Here is a 20,098-nt window from a genome sequence, read left to right as displayed (position 1 = left end):
CCCGCCCATGTTCTCCGCGGTGGACACGATCGCGGCGCGCCGGGCGTTGCCGCTACGTTCACTGTCCCGAACCGGCATCCGCGTCGCTCGCCGCGAGGGCGTCGCCGAGGGGCGTGCGGTAATACAGGACCGATCTCGCGGCCCGGCGGCGCCGTACGAGACCGGCGTCGAGGAGCACCCTGAGGTGGCGGCCCACCGACCCCAGCCCCTGGCCGGTCAGCGCCACGAGGTGGGTGGTGCTCTTCGGCGCGGCGAGCAGCACGAGCACCCGCGCCCGCGCCGGGCCGAGCAGCCTGCCGAGCGCCTCGGGCACCGGCGCCCGCCCAGGCTCGGCCAGCGTGCCCGAGCAGGGGTAGACCAGGGCGTAGTGCCGGCCCGCCGTCCAGGCGGTCCACGCCTGGCGGGGGGTGACCGGGACGAACATCAGCCTTGCCCCGCCGATCTGCCTCGGCGGGTAGTCGTAGGTGTTGATCTGCAGCCGGTTGCCGCCGAGCCAGCGCATGCCCTTGCGCATGTCGTTCAGCGCGGCGGCCCACCCGCCCTGGCTCACATGGCCCACGCGGGCGACGATGTCGGCCTCCATGATCCGCCGGCGCCGCGGCCAGTCGGGCAGCACGGTTCGGGTCCACACCCACTCCAGCAGGCCGGCCGCCCGCTCGGGCAGGTCGGTACGGCGCAGCGGCTCCGGCAACGGGCCGCGCAGCGCCACCTCGATGTCGGCGTGTGCGATCTCGGGCGGGGTCGCGCGGACGCGGGCCACTTCCTCCTCGAAGGAGGCCTCGCCCTCGCCGGTCGGAGCGGGTGTGAGGAAGTCGGCGGTCCAGTTGCGTCCCCGCGCGGCCTTCAACAGCAGCGCCGTGATCGGGTCCCCGGCCAGGCGGGACCGGTAGGCGGGCAGGTGTGTGTCGAGCCATTCCCGTTCGCCCGGATGCGCCGCCGACGCCCTCTCCAGCGTGAACAGGCAGGCCGTGGCCTCGGCCAGCGGGGAGATCACGAACCGGCTCTCCGCGAGGGTGTCGGCGTTGACCAGCCACCAGCCCATGTTTCGCCTCCCCGCGAAACAATAACGGCGCAGGGCGGCGGTGATCGAGGCTCCCGTCATGCGCACATATCGGGAACTGTTTCGCACCCCCGAATTCACGCCCTTGTTCGCCGTCGCGTCCGCCCAGGTGGCGGCGTCGACCGTGAGCGGCCTGGCGCTCGGCACGCTGGTGTACGGGGCGACGGGGTCGCCGCTGCTGTCGGCCCTGAGCATGTTCGGCGCGTCCTTCGCACAGGTGCTCGGGGCGACGGTGCTGCTGTCGGCCGCCGACCGGCTGCCTCCGCGCGCCGCGATGACGGCGCTTGCGTTGGTCCACTGCGCTGGCACGGCCGCGCTCGCCGTGCCCGGGCTGCCGCTGGGGGCCGTGTTCGCCGTGGTCCTCGGCATGGGGCTCGCCGCCTCCCTCGGCGGCGGAGTCCGGTTCGGGCTGCTCAACGAGATCCTGCCCAGGGACGGTTATCTGCTCGGCCGCTCGGTGCTCAGCATGTCGGTCGGCGTGCAGCAGATCATCGGCTTCGTCGCGGGAGGCGTGCTCGTGAGCGTGTTGTCCCCGCGCGGCACCCTGCTCGCCGGGGCGGGGCTGTACCTCGCCGCCGCGGCCGTCGCCCGGTGGGGGCTCACCGCCCGCCCGCCCCGCGCGCAGGGACGGCCCTCGCCCGCGGAGACCTGGCGGATCAACCGTGCGCTCTGGTCGTCAGGGGCGCGCCGCCGCCTCTACCTCGCGCTGTGGGTGCCGAACGGCCTGATCGTCGGCTGCGAGTCGCTGTACGTCGCCTACGACTCCCGGCACGCCGGGCTGCTGTTCGCCTGCGCCGCCGCCGGGATGCTCACCGGGGACACGCTGATGGGACGGTTCGTCCCCAGGTGGTGGCGCGAGCGGCTCAGCGCTCCGCTGCGGCTGCTGCTCGCCGTGCCGTACCTGGTCTTCCTCCTCCACCCGTCACTGCCGGTCGCGGTCGCCGCCGTCGTGCTCGCCTCGGCCGGATATTCGGCCAGCCTGCTGCTCCAGGAACGCCTCATGGCCGTCACCCCGGAGGAGATGAGCGGGCAGGCGCTCGGGCTGCAGTCGTCCGGCGTGCTCACCATGCAGGGGGTCGGCGCGGCGGTCGCGGGGGCGGTGGCCCAGTTCACCTCGGCCGCTGCCGCCATGGGCGTGATGGCGGTGGCCTCCGTCGCGGTCACCCTCGCGCTGGCACCGGGCCTGCGGGCCGACGCGGCCACGGAGGTCGGCTCCTCCACGCCTGCCGACGAGGCGGCTCGGCCCCGCCGGTGACGCTCTACTCCTTGTGCGCGAACGTTATGGACTCCTTGTGGGCGAACGCGGCGGGTTCCTGGGCGCGCGCCAGGGCCGCGATCGCGGCGATCGCGGCGAGGGCCTGGGCGCCCTGCGGGCCGCCGTGGGCGTGGCCGTCCACGGCGGCCCGCGCGACGGCGAGGAGCGCGTCGAGTGCGCCCTCCCGGGGGTGATACCGCGCGACCGTCAGCAGCACACCCCCCACGGTGTCGTCCAGTTCCTTGTGGGCCTGGGTCGGGGTGTCCTGGACGAAGTCCCGTAGCCGGTCGAGGAAGGTCTCGCTGATCAGCCCGACGGCGTTGAGATAGTCACCCGCGCGCAGCAGCGCACGGATCCGGACCTCGGCGGGGCTCCCGTCGTCCCCGTCCAGATCGGGCCTGTTCAGGAAGGCTTCCACCGCCCAACCGACCCGAGCCGCCTCGTCCAGAGAGATGGTCATCGCGAATTCCTCTCGTCCATCGGCTGTTCTCCGAGTATCGCGGCATGGTGACTCCGACTGACGAAGGTTGACGAAAATGGACGGTTCAGAACGGCGGTTCAGAATTCGGCCAGGCGCCGTCTCACCTCGTCCGCCTCGGGGAGGTCCAGCTCGTCGAAGAGCGTGAGCGCCCGCCGCCACGCCTCGGCGGCCCGCGGCGTGCCGCCGTGCAGGCGGGCGATCCCGACCAGAGCCCTGGCCTCCTCGTAACGGTCGCCGGTCGCGGCGACGCGGGCGAGCGCGGCGTCGTAGTGAGCCTGCGCCGCCTCCCGCTGGCCCATGGCGCTCAGCGTGTCGCCCAGGCCGACCAGGGCGCTGGTCTCCGTCTCGGCCTCGCCGATCTCCCGCGCCGTCGTCACGGCCAGGTGGAACTGCTCCAGCGCCTCCCGGTGCCGCCCCTGCCGCAGTTCGAGCGAGCCCAGTCCGCACCGGCTGTCGGCCTCACCCACCCGGTAACCGGCCTCCAGATAGATGGGCAGTGCCGAGTCGTGGCAGAGGCGTGCCTCGTCCCAGTGGCCCAGCTTCGTGCGGACGTTGCCGAGGTTGGTGAGCGCGACGGCCACGCCCACCTGGTTGCCGATCTTCTGGTTCAGCGCGAGCGCCTGCTCGTAGTGCTCCTGCGCCTCGCCCAGGCGGCCCAGCCGCTCGTACGCGGCCCCGAGATTGTTGAGGGCGCGGCTCTCGCCGAGTTGGTTGCCGGTGTCGCGGTGCAGGCCGAGTGCGCGCACATGGTGGGCGATGGCCTGCCGATACTCGCCGAGCTGGAGATGGACCGTGCCAAGGCTGTAGAGGACGGTCCCCTGCGCCGTCCGATCGCCCAGCGCCTCCCGCAGGGCCAGCGCCTCCAGCAGGTGGTCGCGGGCCTCGGTGTAGCGCCCGCCGCGCCAGCACACGATGCCCAGCCCGTGCAGCGCCTCGGCCTGCCCGGCCAGGTCGCCGCCGCCCCGGTACAGGCTCAGCGCCGCCCGGTGGCGTTCTTCCGCGGCGGCGTAGTCGCCGAGCCGCCGGTGGGTCACGCCCAGCCTGTTCAACGCGCAGGCCCGTTCCTCGGGAGAGTCCGCGGCCTCGAGCGCGTGGCCGTGCAGCGCCAGTGCGGCGCCGAACTGCCCCCGCGTGTCGAGATGGCCGGACAGCGCGGCCGAGAGCGGGCCCGCGTGGCTCGGTCGCGTACGCGCCAGGGTCAGCAGGTTGGGCAGCTCGCGCTCCAGCCAGTTGCCATCGTGTGACGGCACGGCGGCCAGGTAGTGATCGGCCAGCCGGGTGAGCGCCGGCGCGGCGTCGGCGTGGTCCTGCTCGGCCCCGTACGCGCGGAGCAGGTCGTGCATGCTGTAGCGGCCCGTGGTCGTCTCCTCCACCAGGTGGCTCTGGCACAGGACGTCCACCAGCCGGGCGGCGACGGTTTGATCGGTCCCCAGGAGGGCGGCGACCGCGAGGAGGTCGAGGTCGGCGTACGGGTGGACGCTCAGGAGGAGGAAGGCGCGGTCCGCGGCGGCCGACAGGTTCCTGCGCGACCAGGAGAAGACGGCGCGGACGGCCGTGTACTCGTCGTCTCCCGCCGCGAGCAGGTCGAGCCTGCGCGACTCGTCGCGCAACTGGCCCACCAGGTCCGCGAGGGTGAGGCGGGGACGGGCAATCGCCAGCTCCGCCGCCACGCGCAGGGCGAGCGGCAGCCGCGCGCACAGCTCCGCCAGCGCCGCCGCCTGCCCCGGCTGGGCGTCCACCCGCCCGCCGAGCAGCGTGCGCAGCAGCGCCACCGCCTCCTGCCCGCTGAGCAGGTCGAGGCCGATCCGTACGGCGCCGTGCCTGGCGACCAGGGCGGGCAGGGTGTCGCGGCTGGTGATCAGGACCAGGCAGGAGCCGGACCCGGGCAGCAGCGGGCGCACCTGTGCCACCGTGTGGACGTTGTCCAGGAGGACCAGCATGCGGCGATCGGCCGTCAGCGTGCGCAGCCGCGCGGCGCGCTCGCTCTCGCGCTGCGGGATGGCCGAGTCCGGCACGCCCAGGGCGCGCAGGAGCGTCTCCAGGGCCTCGCCGGGCTCCATCGGCTGGTCCGGGTCGTAGCCGCGCAGGTTCAGGTAAAGCTGGCCGTCGGGGAAGTGCGCCGCGACGCGGTGGGCCCAGTGCACGGCCAGGGCCGTCTTGCCGACTCCCGCCGGGCCGGAGACCAACGCGATGGCGGCGGGGCCCGAGGGGCGCAGGAGGGGATCCAGGGCGGCGAGCTCGTGGGCGCGCCCCGTGAACCCCCGGACGTCGGTGGGAAGCTGGCGCGGCACCGCGGCGGGCGCCGTGGCGGACGCCGCGGTCTCGGCGGCCGCGGGCGGCCGGGGCGTCGTGGCGGCCAGCCAGAGCCGGTGGAAGTGCTCGACGTCGCCGTGCAGGGTCTCCACGATCAGCTCCAGCAGCCCCCACCGGGGGACCCTCGCCGTGGAGAACGCCGCCGAGATCGTCGTACGGCTGCAGCCGACCTCGCCCGCCATCTCGCGCAGGCTGGGCCAGCCCGCCTGATGGTGCAGGTCGTGCAAGGCGTCGAAGAGCTGACGGACCGGACCGTCCGGCAGCCGAGGTCTCGGTAGCGCCGCCACATCACGACGGTGCAGGGAGCCGTCCAGTTTCGTCAACATCCGGCAACCGGTTTCCGGGCGCTCCAACACTCGAAGTCGTTCCAGCGAACGCCGCTTCCAGCGAACAGGGGAAGGAGCCCCCATGCTGACGTCAGACCTCTCCGACGGCTTCTTCGAGGCCGTCACGGCCACGTCCGGCGCCCTCGGCTGCGCGCCACTCGACCTGCTGGGCGTGATGATGAACGAGAGCGGGGTCAACGCCGCGGCGCACAACCCGAACGGCGACGCCAGCGGCCTGATCCAGTTCATGCCGCAGACCCTCGTCAACCTCGGCTGGACCGAGGGCCACGACGCGTTCAGGAGCCTGAGCGCCGAGGAGCAGATGCCCTTCGTGGAGCGGTACTTCACGCCGTACGTCCACCAGGACCTGAGCTCCGCCGCCCGCCTCTACCAGGCCACCTTCCTGCCCGCCACGCTCGGCCTCGGCTCGGACTTCGACGTGGTGATCTGTGGCAAGGACGGCCCGAACACCTTCGCCTACGGCCCCAACCAGGGCTTCGACCGGGACCACAAGGGCTTCATCACGGTCGGCGACCTGCAGGCCGCCGTCGACCGCGCGTGCCAGGGGCTGCGCTGGGACGAGATCGCCGGCCGGGCCAACGGCACCTTCGCCGACGGGGTGATCGACCTGACGGTGACCTCGGGCGTGCAGGCGGCGCTGGCGACGCTCGGCTACGACCCCGGCCCGGTCGACGGCCGGATCGGCCGGCGGACCATCGGGGCCATCGCGCAGTTCCAGTCCGACAACGGCCTGTCGGAGTCGGACGGGGAACTCGGCGACGAGACGCGGTCCGCGCTCGGCGCCGCCCTGGACGGCATCGGTGTCTCCCACACCGGTATCTAACTCATCGGAGGTCAAGCATGTCCCTCGACGAACGCATCGCGCTCACCCTCTACGACCGCATCTTCCAGGTCATCAGCGGGGCCGACCCGAACTCCGGGATGCCCTCGGCCTTCGAAAGCGACAAGACCATGTTCGTGCTGGCGCAGCGCGGCATGGTCCTCAACGCCGCCGACTACCGCAACCCGTGGTCGCCCGGCAACACCGACGGCAGCATCCAGGCGGCCTTCAACATCGCCTCCCTCGTCGACGAGATCCCGGCGATGAACCACATGTACTCGCCGACCGGGCGTTCGGTTTCGGACGTCTACTCGAAGATGGTCAGGATGGTGAACGTCACCGAGCCGCCGCCCCCGCCCGAGGTGCAGCGCCGGCGCGACGAGCTGAAGAAGGTGCTCGTCGAGAGGGTCAAGGACGACGAGGGCCGGGACGTCGAGCGCCCGACGGCGCTGGCGGACAAGGAGCAGCAGGCGTTCAACAACTACCAGGACGCCTACATGGCGTACGTGGGCCAGTGGGCCGCCGCCCAGGCCGACCCGAACCTCAAGAAGGTCTGGCCGGTCGTCGGCGCCCAGGCGCTCCAGCGGCCCAAGCGGGCCTTCGCCGACTGGGGCGCCGCCGGCCGGGACGAGGTCGCCGCCGTGAAGGGGGAGCTCGCCACCCAGAACAGGAGCCAGGTGGCGCGGGCCTTCGCCGACGCCCAGTTCCGCCTGCTGGCGTACGAGCTCGTGAACGAGCTCCAGGAGACCTTCTTCAGGACGACGATCTCCCCCTCGGACTGGGCGGGAGCCGACGCCTCCACCTGGCCGCAGTTCACCTTCTCCGAGTCGACGCTGAAGAGCGACTTCTCCGCCGAGGCGACCTCGTGGGGCGCGTCGGCCCAGGTGAGCGTCGGCCTGTGGAGCTTCGGCGGCGGGGTGTCGTCCTCCGACAGCCGCGTGAGCATGAGCGGCGACACGACCGACGTCAGCCTCTCCTTCCGCTGGCGGATCTGCCCCGTCTATCGCAAGTGGATGGACGGCACGCTGTTCAAGCTGCCGAACTGGGACGTCGGCACGATGACCGGGGCTGGTGGCATCGCCGGCGGGCCCGACCCGCTCATGCCGCTGATCCCGCAGGCGCTGGTGATCGTCCGCGACGTGCGCGTGTCGGCGAACTGGTCTCACCAGGACTCCGAGCACATCGACTCGGCCATCAGCGGCTCGGCCAGCGTCGGCTACGGGCCGTTCGCCGTCTCGGGGAACTACAGCCACAGCTCGACCAGCGACAAGTTCGGCGCGCAGCGGACCGGCCAGGGCTTCGTGATCCCGGACATCCAGGTGCTCGGTTTCGTGTGCACCAAGGTGGATCCATGCCCGCCCAAGTAGCCGAGAACATGTAGCCGAGAAAGGGGACGACAGTGTCCGGAGCGGAAACGGCCGGAGCCCAGCTGTACGCCCATCTGGCCCAGTTGCTGGCGCCCGCAGACAGCCTCGTGGGCTCCTCGTCGATGGTGATCCTCGAACCCGCAGGCAAGGACGTCGGGGCCATGGCCTCCCTGACAGGCGCCGAGGCCAGGGAGGCCATGGCCGACCTCGCCAACGCGATCCCCGCCGCCGCCCCGTCCTTCCTGGACACCGGGGGCTTCTACGACGACATCTGGAACTTCGTGCTGACCAGCGCGCTGCCGACCGGGCCGGCCGACGACCCCGTGCGCGCGACCGTTGCCAGGGTCATCGCCGACAACCGGGCCGATTTCGAGCTCATGGCCCTGGCCCGGCTCGATCTGCCCGCGGACCTGTACCACCCGGTGTCGGCCACGCCGGCCGACTGGCTCGGCCCCGCTGGGTGGAGCTCCGCGTCGTTCCGGGTCGGCGGCGAGGACGCCGATCCGGTGCCCCAGGCCGCTCCGGACCTGTTCGTCCCGGAGGAGATCCCGGAGCTGGTCTGGCGCGAGATCGATCCGCTGGAGCCGCAGCGGAGCGGTCTGGACCCCTTCGAAGAACCGGACCTGCTCAAACTGCCGGACCGCCTCGAACCGCGGGACACATTCGGGCAGCGGGAGCTCGTCATCCCGGCTCGGCGGCGATCGGTTCTGGGCGACACGCGCGTGCTGAAGCTCCTGGAGGGGATCCGGGCGAGGAAGCCGGTCGCGCCGCCCGAGGGGCTGATGTGGAGGGACGTCTTCACGGTGTCCAGGGCCGTCGAGACGACCGGGAAGGAGAGCCGGACGACCTCCCGGTTCCGGCTGTCCTTCGACTACCGGGTCGTGGGACTGCGCCGGCCCTGGCTGGAGCCGCAGCTGTGCCACCTCAGCGGCTGGATCATTCCCGGCCTCCCCGCGCACGGCCTGTCCACCGGGCTGCTCACGGACAACAAGGGGCTGATGCCGGTCCTCACCACCCGGATGCTCGTGGTGCGCGACCTCGTGGTCGAGGCCGAATGGAGCGACGCCGACCGCGACAAGGCCGGCAGCGGCGCCACCGTCGCCTTCGGTCCCTTCAGGGTGGCGGGCGAGGGCGCGTTCGACGGCACCCGCCTGACCCGCGCCGACCCGCAGGTCGTCGCCTGGCTCGCCGCCGTCGTTCCCGCCTGCCCGGCTCCGTAGGGGGGCGGGTCATGAGAGCGAGCCGGAAGCAGGGGGGCGGACCGTCGTTTCCGGCTCGCGGTCACGCCGGCGATCACCATCGGCGGGCCCTGCCCGTATCGCGACGCCCGGCCCCTGGTGGAGGGGTTGGAGTAGTTTTGGGAACCGTGTCAGATCACAAAGGCATCCGGCATGTCGAGATCGGCGTCGCCGACCTGGCCCGCTCGCTCGACTTCTACCGCGATCTGCTGGATCTCACCCCCGCCGAGGGGCCGGCGGAAAGTGCGGGCGTCGCATGGCTGCCGGCGGGGTCCGTGCTGCTCAAGCTGGTGGAGACGGGCGACGGCGATCTCGGCGGCTGGGTGAACGACGACCTCCAGCGCGGCATCCGGCACATCGGCTTCAAGGTCGGCGACGTCGATCTGCGGGCCGAGCGCGTCCGCGACGCCGGGGTGCCCTTCACGCTGCCGCCGCTCGACGCGGTCGGCGGCGTGCGCATCGCGTTCTTCCAGGACCCGGACGGCACCCACCTGGAGATCACCGACAACCACCTCCGGTATCACCGGGTCGCCTCGCCGCAACTGGCCGAGCGGGAACGGCTGGCCGCCCTGAGCAGGCCGCGTACGGCGCCGCCGGTCTTCGACCACGTGGCGGTCACGTCCGCCGGCCTCGACGCCGCGCTGGCCTTCTACCGGGACACGCTCGGCTACGAGGTCATCGGCCAGATAGCGCAGGACCAGGACCCGCGAGGCTTCCTGATCACGTACATGCTGGCCGGGGACGCGGTCCTGGAGGTGTTCACGTTCACCGCCCCGACGACCGCGAGCCCCTGGACCCCCGACCCGTGCCGGCGGGGCTTCCGGCACATCGCCATCGCCGTCCGGGACCCGGAGGAGGCGGCCTCGCGGCTGACGGAGGCGGGCGCGAGGGTGGCCCGGAACGGCGTGCTGGTGGACGCGGACGGCGTGCCCCTTGTGACCGTCTGATGTGACCGTCCGACCCACGTTGATCAGACGTGGTGCCGGGCGTCGACCGGCAGCGGGATCAGGACCTCGACCACGGTTCCGCCGCCGGGCCGGGAGGTGAGCGCACAGGTGCCGCCGAGTTCGGCCGCACGCTCGCGCATGGAGGTCGTCCCGACTCCGGAACGTGCCGCCGGGGGCAGTCCGGCGCCGTCGTCGCTGATCCGGACTCGCAACGTGCCGGTCCGCGTCACCTCCACCTCCGCCGCGCCGGCGCGGGCGTGCCTGCGGACGTTGGTGAGCGCCTCCTGCACGATGCGGTAGACGGCCGTGTCCACGGCGGGCGGCAGACCGGCCAGGTCGCCCGACACCGTGACCCGGATCGCGGGCGGTCCCTCCCCGGCGAGTGCCCGGATCGCCCCCTCCAGGCCGAGGCCGTCCAGCGCCGGGGGACGCAGGCCGTACACGAGCCTGCGGATGTCTCCCGCGACGGCGTCCATTCCCGTGCGCAGGTCGGCGAGCAGGGTGTCGGCGGCCGGTGCCGAGTCCTTCAGCATGACCCTGGCCATGTTGATCGTCATGGCCATCGTGCTCAGCGTCTGGCCGAGGCCGTCGTGCAGGTCGCGGCGGATCCGCCGGCGTTCCTCCTCCCGCGCGGCGAGTACGCGCTCCCGCGAGCGCCGCAGGTCGGCGGACACCCGCACCGCGTGCGCCGCGTCGGCGGCGTAGGGCGCGAGCGCGGCCAGCACGCGGTCGTGCGCGAGAGAGAACCGGCGCGGTCCCCGCGAACCGATGAGGAGGCTGCCCACCAGCTCGCCGTGCCAGACGAGAGGGATCCGCCGGGGGTCGGCGCCGACGTCGCCGCACTCCAGAGGGCCGGGCAGCCCGTCGGTGACCTCCACGGCCACGCCGGTGACGCCCAGGCCGTCATGGAGGGCGGCGACCACGGACTCCAGTGCCTCGACCGGCCCCGCCTGGCGCAGCCGGTCGACGAGCTCTTCGGCGAGGAGCCGGGGATCGCCCGCGCCGCCGTACGGCATCCTCTGTGTCCGGTGCCGCAGTGCGCGCCACACGCGGGGGAGGAGACTGCCGGACAGCCCGGCGGCCAGGACGCCCACGAGTCCGGCGGCGCCGACGCCGGCCAGACCGAGACCGGTGACCGGCGACGCGGCCGTGGCGGAGACGAGCACGCCGGCAGGTGCGATCGCGGCGGCCGGCGCCGCCAGGGCGATCACGGCCGAGGCCCACATGGCCTGTACGGGGTGGGGGACGAGCTCACGACGGGCACTCCTCGGTGGCCGGCGGACCATCCGCCGCCTACCGAGAACGATGACCGAGCTCTGTCCCGGTTCGCATGAGCCCGCCGTCCCCTTCCGGCGTGGCGGTTGTCCCGCCCGGACGGGACACGGGCGATGGACACGGGCAGCGCAGAGGGCGCGTCGTGCCTGCTCACGTGCCGTGGACCGGCGCCCGATCAGGCGGGGCGGGACGCCTCGTCCGATACGGGCGGCGCGTAGCCGGCGTTCACGAGGTGGGGGAACAGGTGCGCGGACAGGACGGCCCGATGGGTGGGGGTCGCCTCCGCGTGCCGTCGCCGGCCCTCCTCGGTGACGTGCACGAACACCCCGCGCCGGTCCGCCTCGCACAGCGCGCGGGCGACCAGTCCCTCACGTTCCAGCCGGGCGATGAGGCGCGACAGCGCGCTCTGGCTCAGGTGGACCTGGCCGGCGAGCTCCTGCACGCGGAACTTGACCGTATCCGGCTCCGTGCAGAGGGACTGGCCCTCCACGAGGCGCTCAAGCACCTCGAACTCGCTCACGCCGAGCCCGTGCTTGTCGCTCAGCTCCCGCTCCAGCGCGCACGACACCTCCGCGTGCCGGGCGAGCAGTTCGCGCCAGGCCATGACCACGAAGCCGGTGTCGGTGTCGTTCATGCGAGCCGCCTTTCTGGGCGCGACCATACCATGCGCACGCATTAGATGCAAACGCATTAATTGCTTGTGCATTGAATGCATGTGCATGTAAGTTGCCGTGACATGACTTCCTCCACTCAGGACGAGCGCTGGGGGGCCCGCCTGTGGGGTGCCCTCACCGTCCTCTGCGCCGTCGTGTTCCTCGACGCCCTTGACGTGTCGATGGTCGGGGTGGCGCTCCCGTCCATCCAGGCCGATCTCGGGATGTCCACCTCCTCGCTGCAGTGGGTGGTGAGCGGCTACGTGCTGGGGTACGGCGGTCTGCTGCTGCTCGGGGGCCGGACCGCCGACCTGCTCGGCCGCCGCCGGGTCTTCCTGACCGCCCTGGCCGTCTTCGCGGTCGCCTCGCTGCTCGGCGGGCTGATGAACGACGGGACGCTGCTGATCGCGGCCCGTTTCGTGAAGGGCGTCAGCGCCGCGTTCACCGCGCCCGCCGCCTTGTCCATCATCACCACGACCTTCGCCGAGGGCCCCGCCCGCAACCGGGCCCTGAGCATCTTCACCGCCTGCGGCGCCAGCGGGTTCTCGCTCGGACTGGTCCTGTCCGGCGTGCTCACCGAGATCGGATGGCGCTGGACGTTCCTCATGCCGGTGCCCGTCGCGATCATCGCTCTGGTGGCCGGGACGCGGCTGCTCCAGCGGGGCGAGGAGCGCGGCGAGGGCGGTCAGGACCTTCTCGGCGCCGCGACCATCACCGCGGCCATGCTGCTCCTGGTCTTCGCCGTGGTGGAGGCGCCCAAGGTGAGCGTGGCGCGCACCGTGGTGTCGCTCGCCGGGGCCGCCGCCCTGATCGGCCTGTTCGTCTGGCTGGAGCGCCGGGTGCGGCACCCGCTGGTCCGGCTCGGCATCCTGCGCTCCGCGCCGCTCGCCCGGGCCAACTTCGGCCTGGTCATCCTGTTCGGCTCGTACGTCGGCTTCCAGTTCGTGGCGATGCAGTACTTCCAGAACCTGCTGGGCTGGAGCGCCCTGGAGACCGCCCTCGCGTTCCTGCCGTGCGGGCTGCTGGTCGCGATCAGTTCGACCAAGATGGGCGGGTTCGCCGACCGCTTCGGCACCGCGCGGCTGATCGTGGTGGGCTCGGTGGCGCTGCTCGCGGGATACGCGGTGTTCCTGCGGGTGGACCTCCACCCCAGCCTGCTCACGATGGTGCTGCCGGGCATGGTCCTGCTGGGCATCGCGTTCGCGCTGTCGTTCCCCTCGCTCAACATCCAGGCGACCGCCGGGGTCGATGACGAGGAGCAGGGACTCGCCTCGGGCCTGCTGAACACCTCCGGCCAGGTCGGCGGAGCCGTGGTGCTGGCGATCGTCACCGCCGTCCTGACCTCGGGGGCGGACGGCGGCGACCCGATCGCCCGCTTCCGCGCCGCGATCGTGGTCTCGGCCGGGTTCGCCCTTGTCGGCCTGGCCGTCGCCCTCACCGGGCTCCGGTTCAGGCGACAGCCGGCCGAGGCACGGGAGGAGCCGGTGCTGGAGGCGGTCTGACCCGTCCGCCGGTTCCCTGCCGTCGTCGGCAGAGGGGGCGTCCCGGTCGCCGGGGCGCCCCTTTTCCGCCGTCCGGGTCAGCAGGTCGGGGTCAGCACGTCCGAATCAGCAGGTCCGGGTCAGCGCAGCGTGCCGGGGACCCAGAGGGCGGGCACCCCGCCCGCCTCGTCCAGCGAGATCGGCCGGGCCGCCCCGGTGCGCACGTCGACCGCGTGGACCGAGTACTCCTCGTCGTCATCGTCGCGGATCCGCTCCGCCTCCACGATCACCTCGTGCTCGCTCGCCCAGCCGCGTACGGCGATGAGGTGCGCGTCCTCGGGGAGGGCCGCCTCGCGGCGGGTGAGCACCCGGCCGGTGGCGGAGTCGAGCGTGACCAGCAGGCCGTGGTCGTCCTCGGCCGGGTGGGCGCGCTCGGCCGCCACGGCGACGGCGCGTCCGTCCGGGGAGACCGCGGCGCCGGCCTCGAACAGCGCCGAGTCGATCGGCGTACGGCTCAGCGTGCGCCCGTCCGGCCGCACCCGCAGCAGAACGGTGGTGGTGAGCCGGCCGGGAACCGCGTCGCTGTCCCACGTGGCCGTGGCCGTCACCGTGCCGTCGTCGGAGACGGCCAGGACCCGCATCCGCCGTGGCAACGTCCGGATCCGATAGCTGGTGAGGTTCTGCACCCGTGGCGCGGGCGCTTCGGCGCCCTGGCCGAAGTCGGCGGCCATCCACCGCCCGCTGGGCGAGATGACCAGGTGGGTGTCCTCAGGCGACATGTCCTCGGTGAGCGGGAGCATCCCGCTCCGCTCCGCCGTGGTGTCGCGCCGGTCGAGGACGACGAAATCGGACGACGACGTGCTGAAGTAGGCCATGCGGTCGCCGTCCCCGCTGATCGCGAGGAGGGGCTGCCAGCCGTCGCTGAGGATGGGGGACACGTCCGCCACGCGCCACTGCTCGCCCGTGGTCGCCACCACCCGCCACTGGGCGCAGCCGTTGTCCGCGAACTCGTCGGCGAACACGTCCCAGTCGTCGCCCGTGCAGAACCCCCGGTAGGCGAAGCGTACGGGGGCGGGCAGCGAGGGCGGGAGCCTGGGAGCCGCGGCGCTCTCGTCGAGCACGCCGGGGGAGGCGCCGTCCGCGCTCTGCCCGGCGCGCCCGAGCAGGCCCGCCGCGCCGAAGGCGAGGGGTACGACGACCAGGGCGGTGAGCGTGACGCTCATGGTGGTGACCAGGGCGCGGCGTCGTGTGCCGTGCCGCCGGCCGGCCCGCGCGGCCTCGGCGGCGAGCGGGACGGGGTCGAGCGCGGGCATCCCCGCGGACAGGACGGCCAGCTCCCTGCGCAGCGCCGCCTCCCACGGGCCGTCGCCCCGGTGGTCCGGACCGCTGCTCTCCGGCGGAGAGGCGGGTGCGGCGGGCGGGGCGAACGGCGCCGCAAGAGACGTGATCTCCGCGGGCCCGGTCTCCGGAAGCGCGGTCTCCGGGAGCGCGGTCTCCGGGAGCGCGGTCTCCGCGAGCCTGGTCTCCGGGAGCGCGGCGTAGGACACGGGCACGGCCGGCGGTCCGGTGGCGTGGCCCGGCTGCCATGGCGAGGTCCAGGGGGTGGACGAGGGGCCGGACGCCGGGGACGGCGACGCCCATGAGGTCGGCGAGGGGGCGGAGACATGGGACGGCGACGCCCATGAGGTGACCGAGGGGGCGGGCGCCGCGCCGCGCGTGGCGCCACCCGTATCCGCGTCATCGTCGTCAGGCGCCGCGCGTCGCCGGGCCGTCTCCGGAGGCATCCCCTCCGGTACGGACCCCTCCGAGGCCGGGGAACTCCTGTCCGCGCCGGATCCGGAGGGCGTCTCGTCCGGGACCGTTCCCGCCGTGGACTCCGGCGACGTTCCCGCCGGAGACTCCGGCGGTGTCGCCGCGACGAACGAGGCGGGCAGGCGGTTGCGCAGTTCGGCGACGGCGAGCACGGTCTCGGTGTTGGCCGTCCGCGCGTCCATGCGGCACAGGCCGGCCGCCTGCCAGGTGGTGTGCCCGTCGTGGAAGCAGGCCACGACCAGGGCGCGGCGCCGTGGCGTCAGCCCGGTCAGCGCCTCCGCGAGGGCCGCCGCGTCCGTGCCGGGAGTGAGGTGGCCGTCCCCGCGTGCGGCTCCGCGGGCGCGTGGGCGCTTCAGGTAGGCCGCGTACAGCGCCTCACGGGCGGCGTGGGCGGGAAACGACCAGCGTACGGTGCTCCAGCGGGCCGCCACGGCCGTGAGCGCGGTCGTCACGAGCGCGCGGGCGGCCTTCGGGTCGCCCGTCAGCGCCAGGGCCGTACGGGCGAGCGGCTGGGCCTGGTCGGCGGCGAAGGCGTCGAATCCCGGCAGGTCTCTCACCGCGGCTCCTCGTCCCTACGGCGACGTGGTCCGTGTCGTGTCTGGTTCACGTCGCGCTCCCGGCCCGGCGGTCTTCTGCCGCCTCTGCAGCCGCTCAAGCGTAGTGCGGGATGTGCACATATGACGTGATTCCGGATCAACTGACACACTGGGCGGCATGGTCAGGAGGATCGAGGGCCCCACCCGCATCCCGGTGCCGGGCGGCAAGGTCATTGAGGAATACGTGGGCCGCGTCAACAGCGGCGACGAGCAGGTCTCCATCGCGCACATGGTGGCCCCGCCCGGCTGGGAGGAGCCCGCGCAGACCCCGGACTTCGCCGAGTACACGCTCGTGCTCAAGGGGTCGGTCGTCGTGGAGCACGCGGGCGGCACGACCGTGGTCGAGGCGGGCCAGGCGTTCGTCAGCGAGCCCGGCGAGAAGATCCGCTACAGCTCCGGGCCGTCCGGCGCGGAGTACGTGGCCGTGTGCCTGCCCGCGTTCTCCCCGGACACCGCCAACCGCGAGGAGCAGGGCCGCCAGGCTTAGGATTGCCGGAAGGACGACGGCGGTCGAGGAGGGTGCATGACCAGGCTGCCCACGCTGGAGGAGATTCGCAGGGCGCCCAAGGTGCTCCTGCACGACCATCTCGACGGCGGGCTGCGGACCGGCACGATCGTCGACCTCGCCCGCGAATGCGGCCACACGCTGCCGACGTACGACCCGGGTGAGCTGGCGATCTGGTTCAGGGAGGCCGCGGACTCCGGTTCGCTGGAGCGCTACCTGGAGACGTTCTCGCACACCGTCGGGGTGATGCAGACCCGCGAGGCGCTGGTCAGGGTGGCCGCGGAGTGCGCCGAGGACCTGGCGGACGATGGCGTGATGTACGCCGAGGTCCGGTACGCCCCGGAGCAGCACACCTCCCGGGGACTGTCGCTCGACGAGGTCGTGGAGGCCGTGCTCGAAGGCTTCCGGCTCGGCTCGGCCGGGCCGGACGGCAGGCCGCGGATCCGGGTGGGCACCCTGCTGACGGCCATGCGCCACCAGGCCCGCTCGATGGAGATCGCCGAGCTCGCCGTACGCTACCGGGACCTCGGCGTGGTCGGGTTCGACATCGCCGGGGCCGAGGCCGGCTATCCGCCCACCCGGCACCTGGACGCGTTCGAGTACCTCCAGCGGGAGAACGCCCACTTCACGATCCACGCGGGGGAAGGCTTCGGGCTGCCGTCGATCTGGCAGGCCATCCAGTGGTGCGGCGCCGACCGGCTCGGCCACGGGGTGCGGATCATCGACGACATCACGGTGTCGGACGACGGCGAGGCCAAGCTCGGCAGGCTGGCGGCGTACGTCCGCGACAAGCGGATCCCGCTGGAGATGTGCCCGACCTCGAACCTGCAGACCGGCGCCGCCCCGTCGATCGCCGAGCATCCGATCGGCCTGCTGCGCCGCCTGTACTTCCGGGTGACGGTCAACACCGACAACCGGCTGATGAGCGGGACGAGCGTGTCGCAGGAGTTCGCGAAGCTGGTGGACGCCTTCGGCTACGACTGGGACGATCTGCAGTGGTTCACGGTCAACGCGATGAAGTCGGCCTTCATCCCGTTCGACGAACGGCTCGCGCTGATCAACGGCGTGATCAAGCCCGGCTACGCGCAGATGAAGTGGCGCGCATGAAGCCGCAGGTCTTCCGGTCGAAGGCGGCCTGGCTGTTCGGCTGGTTCTGGATGCTGTTCGCCTCCTGGAACGTGTGGGACCTGACGGCCCACGGTCGCATGCCCAGCGCGCTGATCGCGGGCGCGGTGCTCGGCGTCATCACGGCACTGGTCTTCGTGATGGCGCTGCGCCCCGCCGTCGTCGTCGAGGAGGGCGGCGTCCGCGTGCGCAACGTGCTGAGGAACGCCTACGTCCCCTGGAACGGCGTGGACGACGTGTCCGTGACCAACGCCATCGTGATCGAGTCCGGGGACACCACCGTGCGCTGCTGGACGCCCCAGGCGACGGCCCGCGAGCGGGTCAGGGCCGCCGGGCGGGCCGCCAAGGCGGCCAAGTCGGCGAACAAGGCCGAGCGGGCGGCGGCCGAGGCCGTCGGCGCCCGCACCCACGCCGACTGGGTGGCCGACCAGCTCACCGAAATGAGCCGGTCGCGCCGGGAGAACTCCTCCGGCGAGACCAGCGTCACCTGGTCGCCGTCCGCCCTGGCGGCCGTCGCCGCCGCGGTCGCCCTGGTCGTGGCCGCCTTCGTCGCCTCCTGATCACGTAGAGCGGCCGGGAGCAGGCGCCGCACGCGACGCCGCGTGACGCTGGTAATCGTTTTCCGAAGGGGTCTGGGTGCGTCTGGCGCGAGTGATCGTCGTCGTTGTGCTCGCCGCGCTCGCGAGCGTCTACGTGGTCGCGGGTGCGCCGATCGCGCTGGCGGTGTTCGGCGTGCAGGTCCTCTACCTGTTGAAGCTCAGGAAGTGGTGGCTGCTCGCCGCGCAGGCCGTCCTCGTCTACACGGCCAGCGTCGCCGGCGGCGTCTCCACCGGGATCCTGGGCTTCCTGGCCGGTTCGCTGCTGTTGACACGGGCGCGCGTGCTCGCGCCGCTCGTGGTGGTGAGCGCGGCGCTGATCGACGCCGCCCGCGGTGGGGCGACGGCCGACGCGACGATCACCGTGGTGCTGGTCTCGCTGGTCGTCTTCGGCCTCACCCGGCTCGTGGAGCGCGCGGGCGAGATGCACGGCGCCCGGCTCTCGCTGGCCGCCGCGGCCGTGGCCGCCGAGCGGCTGCGCCTGGCGGCCGAGCTGAACGACGGCCTCGGGCGGAGCCTGGAGGTGATCGTCGAGGGTGGCCGCCGCGCACTCGCGGAGCCGTTCGGCGCGGCCGAGGTGCTGGCCTCGGTGACCGCGACCGCGCGTGCGGCGCTGACCGACGCCCGCGCCGCCTCCGCGAACTACCGCGCCACCTCCCTCGCGCCGGAGCTGGTCACGGCGCGGGCGATGCTCGACGCCGCGGGGATCGCCGTCGAGGTGCGCGGCGGTCACACCGAGCCGCTCGGCCCCGGCGGGGCGCTGCTGGCGAGCGTGCTGCGCGAGGCCGTCACCGACGTCGTACGGCGGGGCACCGCCCGGCTGTGCGTCATCGAGACGAGCGAGCAGGGAGACGAGCGGGGAGCGACCGAGACGAGCGAGCAGCGAGACAAGCGGGGCAGCACGGTGCGGCTGCGGGTCGTCGACGACGGCCACCGCACGGCCGAGGCCCCGGACTTCGACGGCCTCCGGCTGGAGGAGGCGGGCGGCACCCTCACCACCGGTCTGTCGCCCACCGGACGCTTCGTGGTGGAGGCGACGCTGCCCCGCGGCCCTTCCACCGAGACGGTGCCCTTCACCCGGCCCGGTGAGACGGGCACCGGCGACGCCCGCGCTCCGCGATCCCCGGCGGACCGAAGGCGGCGATGGCCTCTGCCGAAGCTCGCCCACGAGGCGTCGTACGCGGTGTCCGTCACGGTGCTCGCGGCCGTCCTCGTGGGCTTCAGCGTCAAGGCGCTGCTCCAGCTCCCCGGCGCTCTCGTGGTCCCGGCCGCGGCGTGCCTCGCCGTGATCGTCGTCATGCAGCTCCGCTCCGTCAACGGGCGTCACATGGCGGCGCTGGGGGTGATGGCGGTGCTCACGTACGCGCCCGTCCCGGTCTTCGGACCCGTCTGGCTCGGAGTGGCGGGCTTCCTCGCCGGGCCGGTCCTGCTCGCGTTCCCGTGGCGGGCCGCGTGGCCGATGGTGGTGGCGATCCTGGCGACCGTCGCCGGGGCCGGGATGCTCTTCGGCCTGCCCGCCCCCGTCCTCGCGAACAGCACGATCAGCGCGCTCGTCACCGGGCTGGTGGTCTACGCCCTGCTGCGCCTGGCCCAGATCGTGAAGGAACTCCAGGCCGCGCGGGAGAGCCTGGCCCGCTCCGCGATCGTCGAGGAGCGCCTGCGTGCCGCCCGCGACCTGCACGACCTGCTCGGGCACTCCCTGGCCGCGATCCTTCTCACCTGTGAGCTGGCCCGCCGCCTGAAGTGCCCACGGGAGCGGATCGAGGAGATCGTGGCCATGGCGGAGGGCGCGCGGGCGGACCTGCGCTCGGTGTCGGGCGAGCAGCGGGAGCTGTCCCTGACGGCCGAGGTGGAGTCGGCGCGCACGGTGCTGTCGGCCGCCGGGATCCGGGTGACCGTGGAGCCGATCGAGCTGAACCTGCCCGCCGAGGTCGAGACCGTGCTGGGCACCGTGCTCAGAGAGGCCGTGACGAACGTGCTCAGGCACAGCGAGGCCCGCCACTGCGCGATCACGATGCGCGCCGACGAGAGCGGGTTGCGGCTGCGGGTGCGCAACGACGGGGTGAGTGCGGGTAAGACGCGGCGGGGGTCGTCCGGCATCGGCAACCTGACCACCCGCCTCGCCGCTCTGGACGGCCGGCTGATTTCACACGTCGACGGCGACCGGTTCACGCTGGACGCCTGCGTGCCGCACCCCGCGCCGGTGCCCGCGCGTTAGATCCAGCCG

The 20,098-nt window shown here is 73.1% G+C and carries 16 protein-coding genes; 10 read left to right on the top strand and 6 right to left on the bottom strand.

What is annotated here, in order from left to right; genetic code table 11:
• Positions 1 to 58 precede the first annotated feature (58 nt).
• Positions 59 to 1,042 (bottom strand): ArsR/SmtB family transcription factor, encoded by a 984-nt coding sequence (locus Msi02_RS32405; RefSeq protein WP_204051702.1) that lies wholly within the window; start codon positions 1,040 to 1,042, stop codon positions 59 to 61.
• Between the two features lie 58 nt (positions 1,043 to 1,100).
• On the opposite strand from Msi02_RS32405, the gene Msi02_RS32400 reads away from it, so the two are divergent.
• Positions 1,101 to 2,315, top strand: a complete 1,215-nt coding sequence (locus Msi02_RS32400) for an MFS transporter (protein ID WP_204051701.1) — start codon at positions 1,101 to 1,103, stop codon at positions 2,313 to 2,315.
• Positions 2,316 to 2,319: 4 nt separating this feature from the next.
• Here the strand turns inward: Msi02_RS32400 and Msi02_RS32395 are convergent, their stop codons facing one another.
• The gene (locus tag Msi02_RS32395) at positions 2,320 to 2,775 is read right to left on the bottom strand and encodes a hypothetical protein (RefSeq protein ID WP_204051700.1); all 456 of its coding nucleotides are present in this window, start codon (positions 2,773 to 2,775) and stop codon (positions 2,320 to 2,322) included.
• Positions 2,776 to 2,873: 98 nt separating this feature from the next.
• Positions 2,874 to 5,396: an ATP-binding protein gene (locus tag Msi02_RS32390; protein WP_204051699.1), complete on the bottom strand. Its 2,523-nt coding sequence runs from the start codon at positions 5,394 to 5,396 to the stop codon at positions 2,874 to 2,876.
• A gap of 121 nt (positions 5,397 to 5,517) precedes the next feature.
• Between Msi02_RS32390 and Msi02_RS32385 the strand changes: the two genes are divergently transcribed.
• From Msi02_RS32385 to Msi02_RS32370, 4 genes are all read left to right on the top strand, one after another.
• Positions 5,518 to 6,279, top strand: a complete 762-nt coding sequence (locus Msi02_RS32385; protein ID WP_204051698.1) for a peptidoglycan-binding protein — start codon at positions 5,518 to 5,520, stop codon at positions 6,277 to 6,279.
• A 17-nt stretch (positions 6,280 to 6,296) separates the two neighbouring features.
• Positions 6,297 to 7,643, top strand: coding sequence for a hypothetical protein (locus tag Msi02_RS32380; protein WP_204051697.1), 1,347 nt, complete (start codon positions 6,297 to 6,299; stop codon positions 7,641 to 7,643).
• 32 nt (positions 7,644 to 7,675) lie between these two features.
• On the top strand, positions 7,676 to 8,863 hold the full coding sequence (locus Msi02_RS32375; RefSeq protein WP_204051696.1) for a hypothetical protein: 1,188 nt from the start codon (positions 7,676 to 7,678) through the stop codon (positions 8,861 to 8,863).
• 146 nt (positions 8,864 to 9,009) lie between these two features.
• Positions 9,010 to 9,828, top strand: a complete 819-nt coding sequence (locus Msi02_RS32370) for a VOC family protein (protein WP_204051695.1) — start codon at positions 9,010 to 9,012, stop codon at positions 9,826 to 9,828.
• 23 nt (positions 9,829 to 9,851) lie between these two features.
• On the opposite strand, the gene Msi02_RS32365 is transcribed toward Msi02_RS32370, so the two are convergent.
• Together Msi02_RS32365 and Msi02_RS32360 are read right to left on the bottom strand one after the other, a co-directional pair.
• Positions 9,852 to 11,054 (bottom strand): sensor histidine kinase, encoded by a 1,203-nt coding sequence (locus tag Msi02_RS32365; RefSeq protein ID WP_239108917.1) that lies wholly within the window; start codon positions 11,052 to 11,054, stop codon positions 9,852 to 9,854.
• Between the two features lie 224 nt (positions 11,055 to 11,278).
• Positions 11,279 to 11,737, bottom strand: coding sequence for a MarR family winged helix-turn-helix transcriptional regulator (locus Msi02_RS32360; protein ID WP_204051693.1), 459 nt, complete (start codon positions 11,735 to 11,737; stop codon positions 11,279 to 11,281).
• Between the two features lie 102 nt (positions 11,738 to 11,839).
• Between Msi02_RS32360 and Msi02_RS32355 the strand changes: the two genes are divergently transcribed.
• Positions 11,840 to 13,258 carry an MFS transporter gene (locus Msi02_RS32355; protein WP_239108915.1) on the top strand — a complete coding sequence of 473 codons (1,419 nt, stop codon included), beginning with the start codon at positions 11,840 to 11,842 and terminating at the stop codon, positions 13,256 to 13,258.
• A gap of 119 nt (positions 13,259 to 13,377) precedes the next feature.
• On the opposite strand, the gene Msi02_RS32350 is transcribed toward Msi02_RS32355, so the two are convergent.
• A complete protein-coding gene (locus tag Msi02_RS32350) occupies positions 13,378 to 15,606 on the bottom strand; it encodes a SigE family RNA polymerase sigma factor (protein WP_204051691.1) in 2,229 nt (742 codons plus the stop codon).
• Positions 15,607 to 15,763: 157 nt separating this feature from the next.
• Between Msi02_RS32350 and Msi02_RS32345 the strand changes: the two genes are divergently transcribed.
• The 4 genes from Msi02_RS32345 (at position 15,764) to Msi02_RS44100 (ending at position 20,089) form a co-directional block, all read left to right on the top strand.
• A complete protein-coding gene (locus Msi02_RS32345) occupies positions 15,764 to 16,132 on the top strand; it encodes a cupin domain-containing protein (RefSeq protein WP_204051690.1) in 369 nt (122 codons plus the stop codon).
• A gap of 36 nt (positions 16,133 to 16,168) precedes the next feature.
• Positions 16,169 to 17,257 (top strand): adenosine deaminase, encoded by a 1,089-nt coding sequence (locus Msi02_RS32340; protein WP_079315974.1) that lies wholly within the window; start codon positions 16,169 to 16,171, stop codon positions 17,255 to 17,257.
• Positions 17,254 to 17,835, top strand: a complete 582-nt coding sequence (locus Msi02_RS32335) for a PH domain-containing protein (protein ID WP_204051689.1) — start codon at positions 17,254 to 17,256, stop codon at positions 17,833 to 17,835. Before Msi02_RS32340 ends, Msi02_RS32335 begins: the two co-directional genes overlap by 4 nt.
• Before the next feature lie 76 nt (positions 17,836 to 17,911).
• Positions 17,912 to 20,089 carry a sensor histidine kinase gene (locus tag Msi02_RS44100; RefSeq protein WP_204051688.1) on the top strand — a complete coding sequence of 726 codons (2,178 nt, stop codon included), beginning with the start codon at positions 17,912 to 17,914 and terminating at the stop codon, positions 20,087 to 20,089.
• Positions 20,090 to 20,098 lie beyond the last annotated feature (9 nt).

Source organism: Microbispora siamensis, assembly GCF_016863095.1.
GTDB classification, from domain to species: domain Bacteria; phylum Actinomycetota; class Actinomycetes; order Streptosporangiales; family Streptosporangiaceae; genus Microbispora; species Microbispora siamensis.
The sequence above is the reverse complement of the archived record's forward strand: the minus strand, read 5'-3'. Positions and strand labels throughout refer to the sequence as shown.

What these genes read in the sequence shown, in the direction of transcription:
- Msi02_RS32335 (WP_204051689.1), top strand. Translation starts at nt 17,254, where the DNA reads ATGAAGCCGCAGGTCTTCCGGTCGAAGGCGGCCTGGCTGTTCGGCTGG.
- Msi02_RS32400 (WP_204051701.1), top strand. Translation starts at nt 1,101, where the DNA reads ATGCGCACATATCGGGAACTGTTTCGCACCCCCGAATTCACGCCCTTG.
- Msi02_RS32345 (WP_204051690.1), top strand. Translation starts at nt 15,764, where the DNA reads ATGGTCAGGAGGATCGAGGGCCCCACCCGCATCCCGGTGCCGGGCGGC.
- Msi02_RS32360 (WP_204051693.1), bottom strand. Translation starts at nt 11,737, where the DNA reads ATGAACGACACCGACACCGGCTTCGTGGTCATGGCCTGGCGCGAACTG.
- Msi02_RS32380 (WP_204051697.1), top strand. Translation starts at nt 6,297, where the DNA reads ATGTCCCTCGACGAACGCATCGCGCTCACCCTCTACGACCGCATCTTC.
- Msi02_RS32340 (WP_079315974.1), top strand. Translation starts at nt 16,169, where the DNA reads ATGACCAGGCTGCCCACGCTGGAGGAGATTCGCAGGGCGCCCAAGGTG.
- Msi02_RS32355 (WP_239108915.1), top strand. Translation starts at nt 11,840, where the DNA reads ATGACTTCCTCCACTCAGGACGAGCGCTGGGGGGCCCGCCTGTGGGGT.
- Msi02_RS32405 (WP_204051702.1), bottom strand. Translation starts at nt 1,042, where the DNA reads ATGGGCTGGTGGCTGGTCAACGCCGACACCCTCGCGGAGAGCCGGTTC.
- Msi02_RS32395 (WP_204051700.1), bottom strand. Translation starts at nt 2,775, where the DNA reads ATGACCATCTCTCTGGACGAGGCGGCTCGGGTCGGTTGGGCGGTGGAA.
- Msi02_RS32365 (WP_239108917.1), bottom strand. Translation starts at nt 11,054, where the DNA reads ATGTGGGCCTCGGCCGTGATCGCCCTGGCGGCGCCGGCCGCCGCGATC.
- Msi02_RS32385 (WP_204051698.1), top strand. Translation starts at nt 5,518, where the DNA reads ATGCTGACGTCAGACCTCTCCGACGGCTTCTTCGAGGCCGTCACGGCC.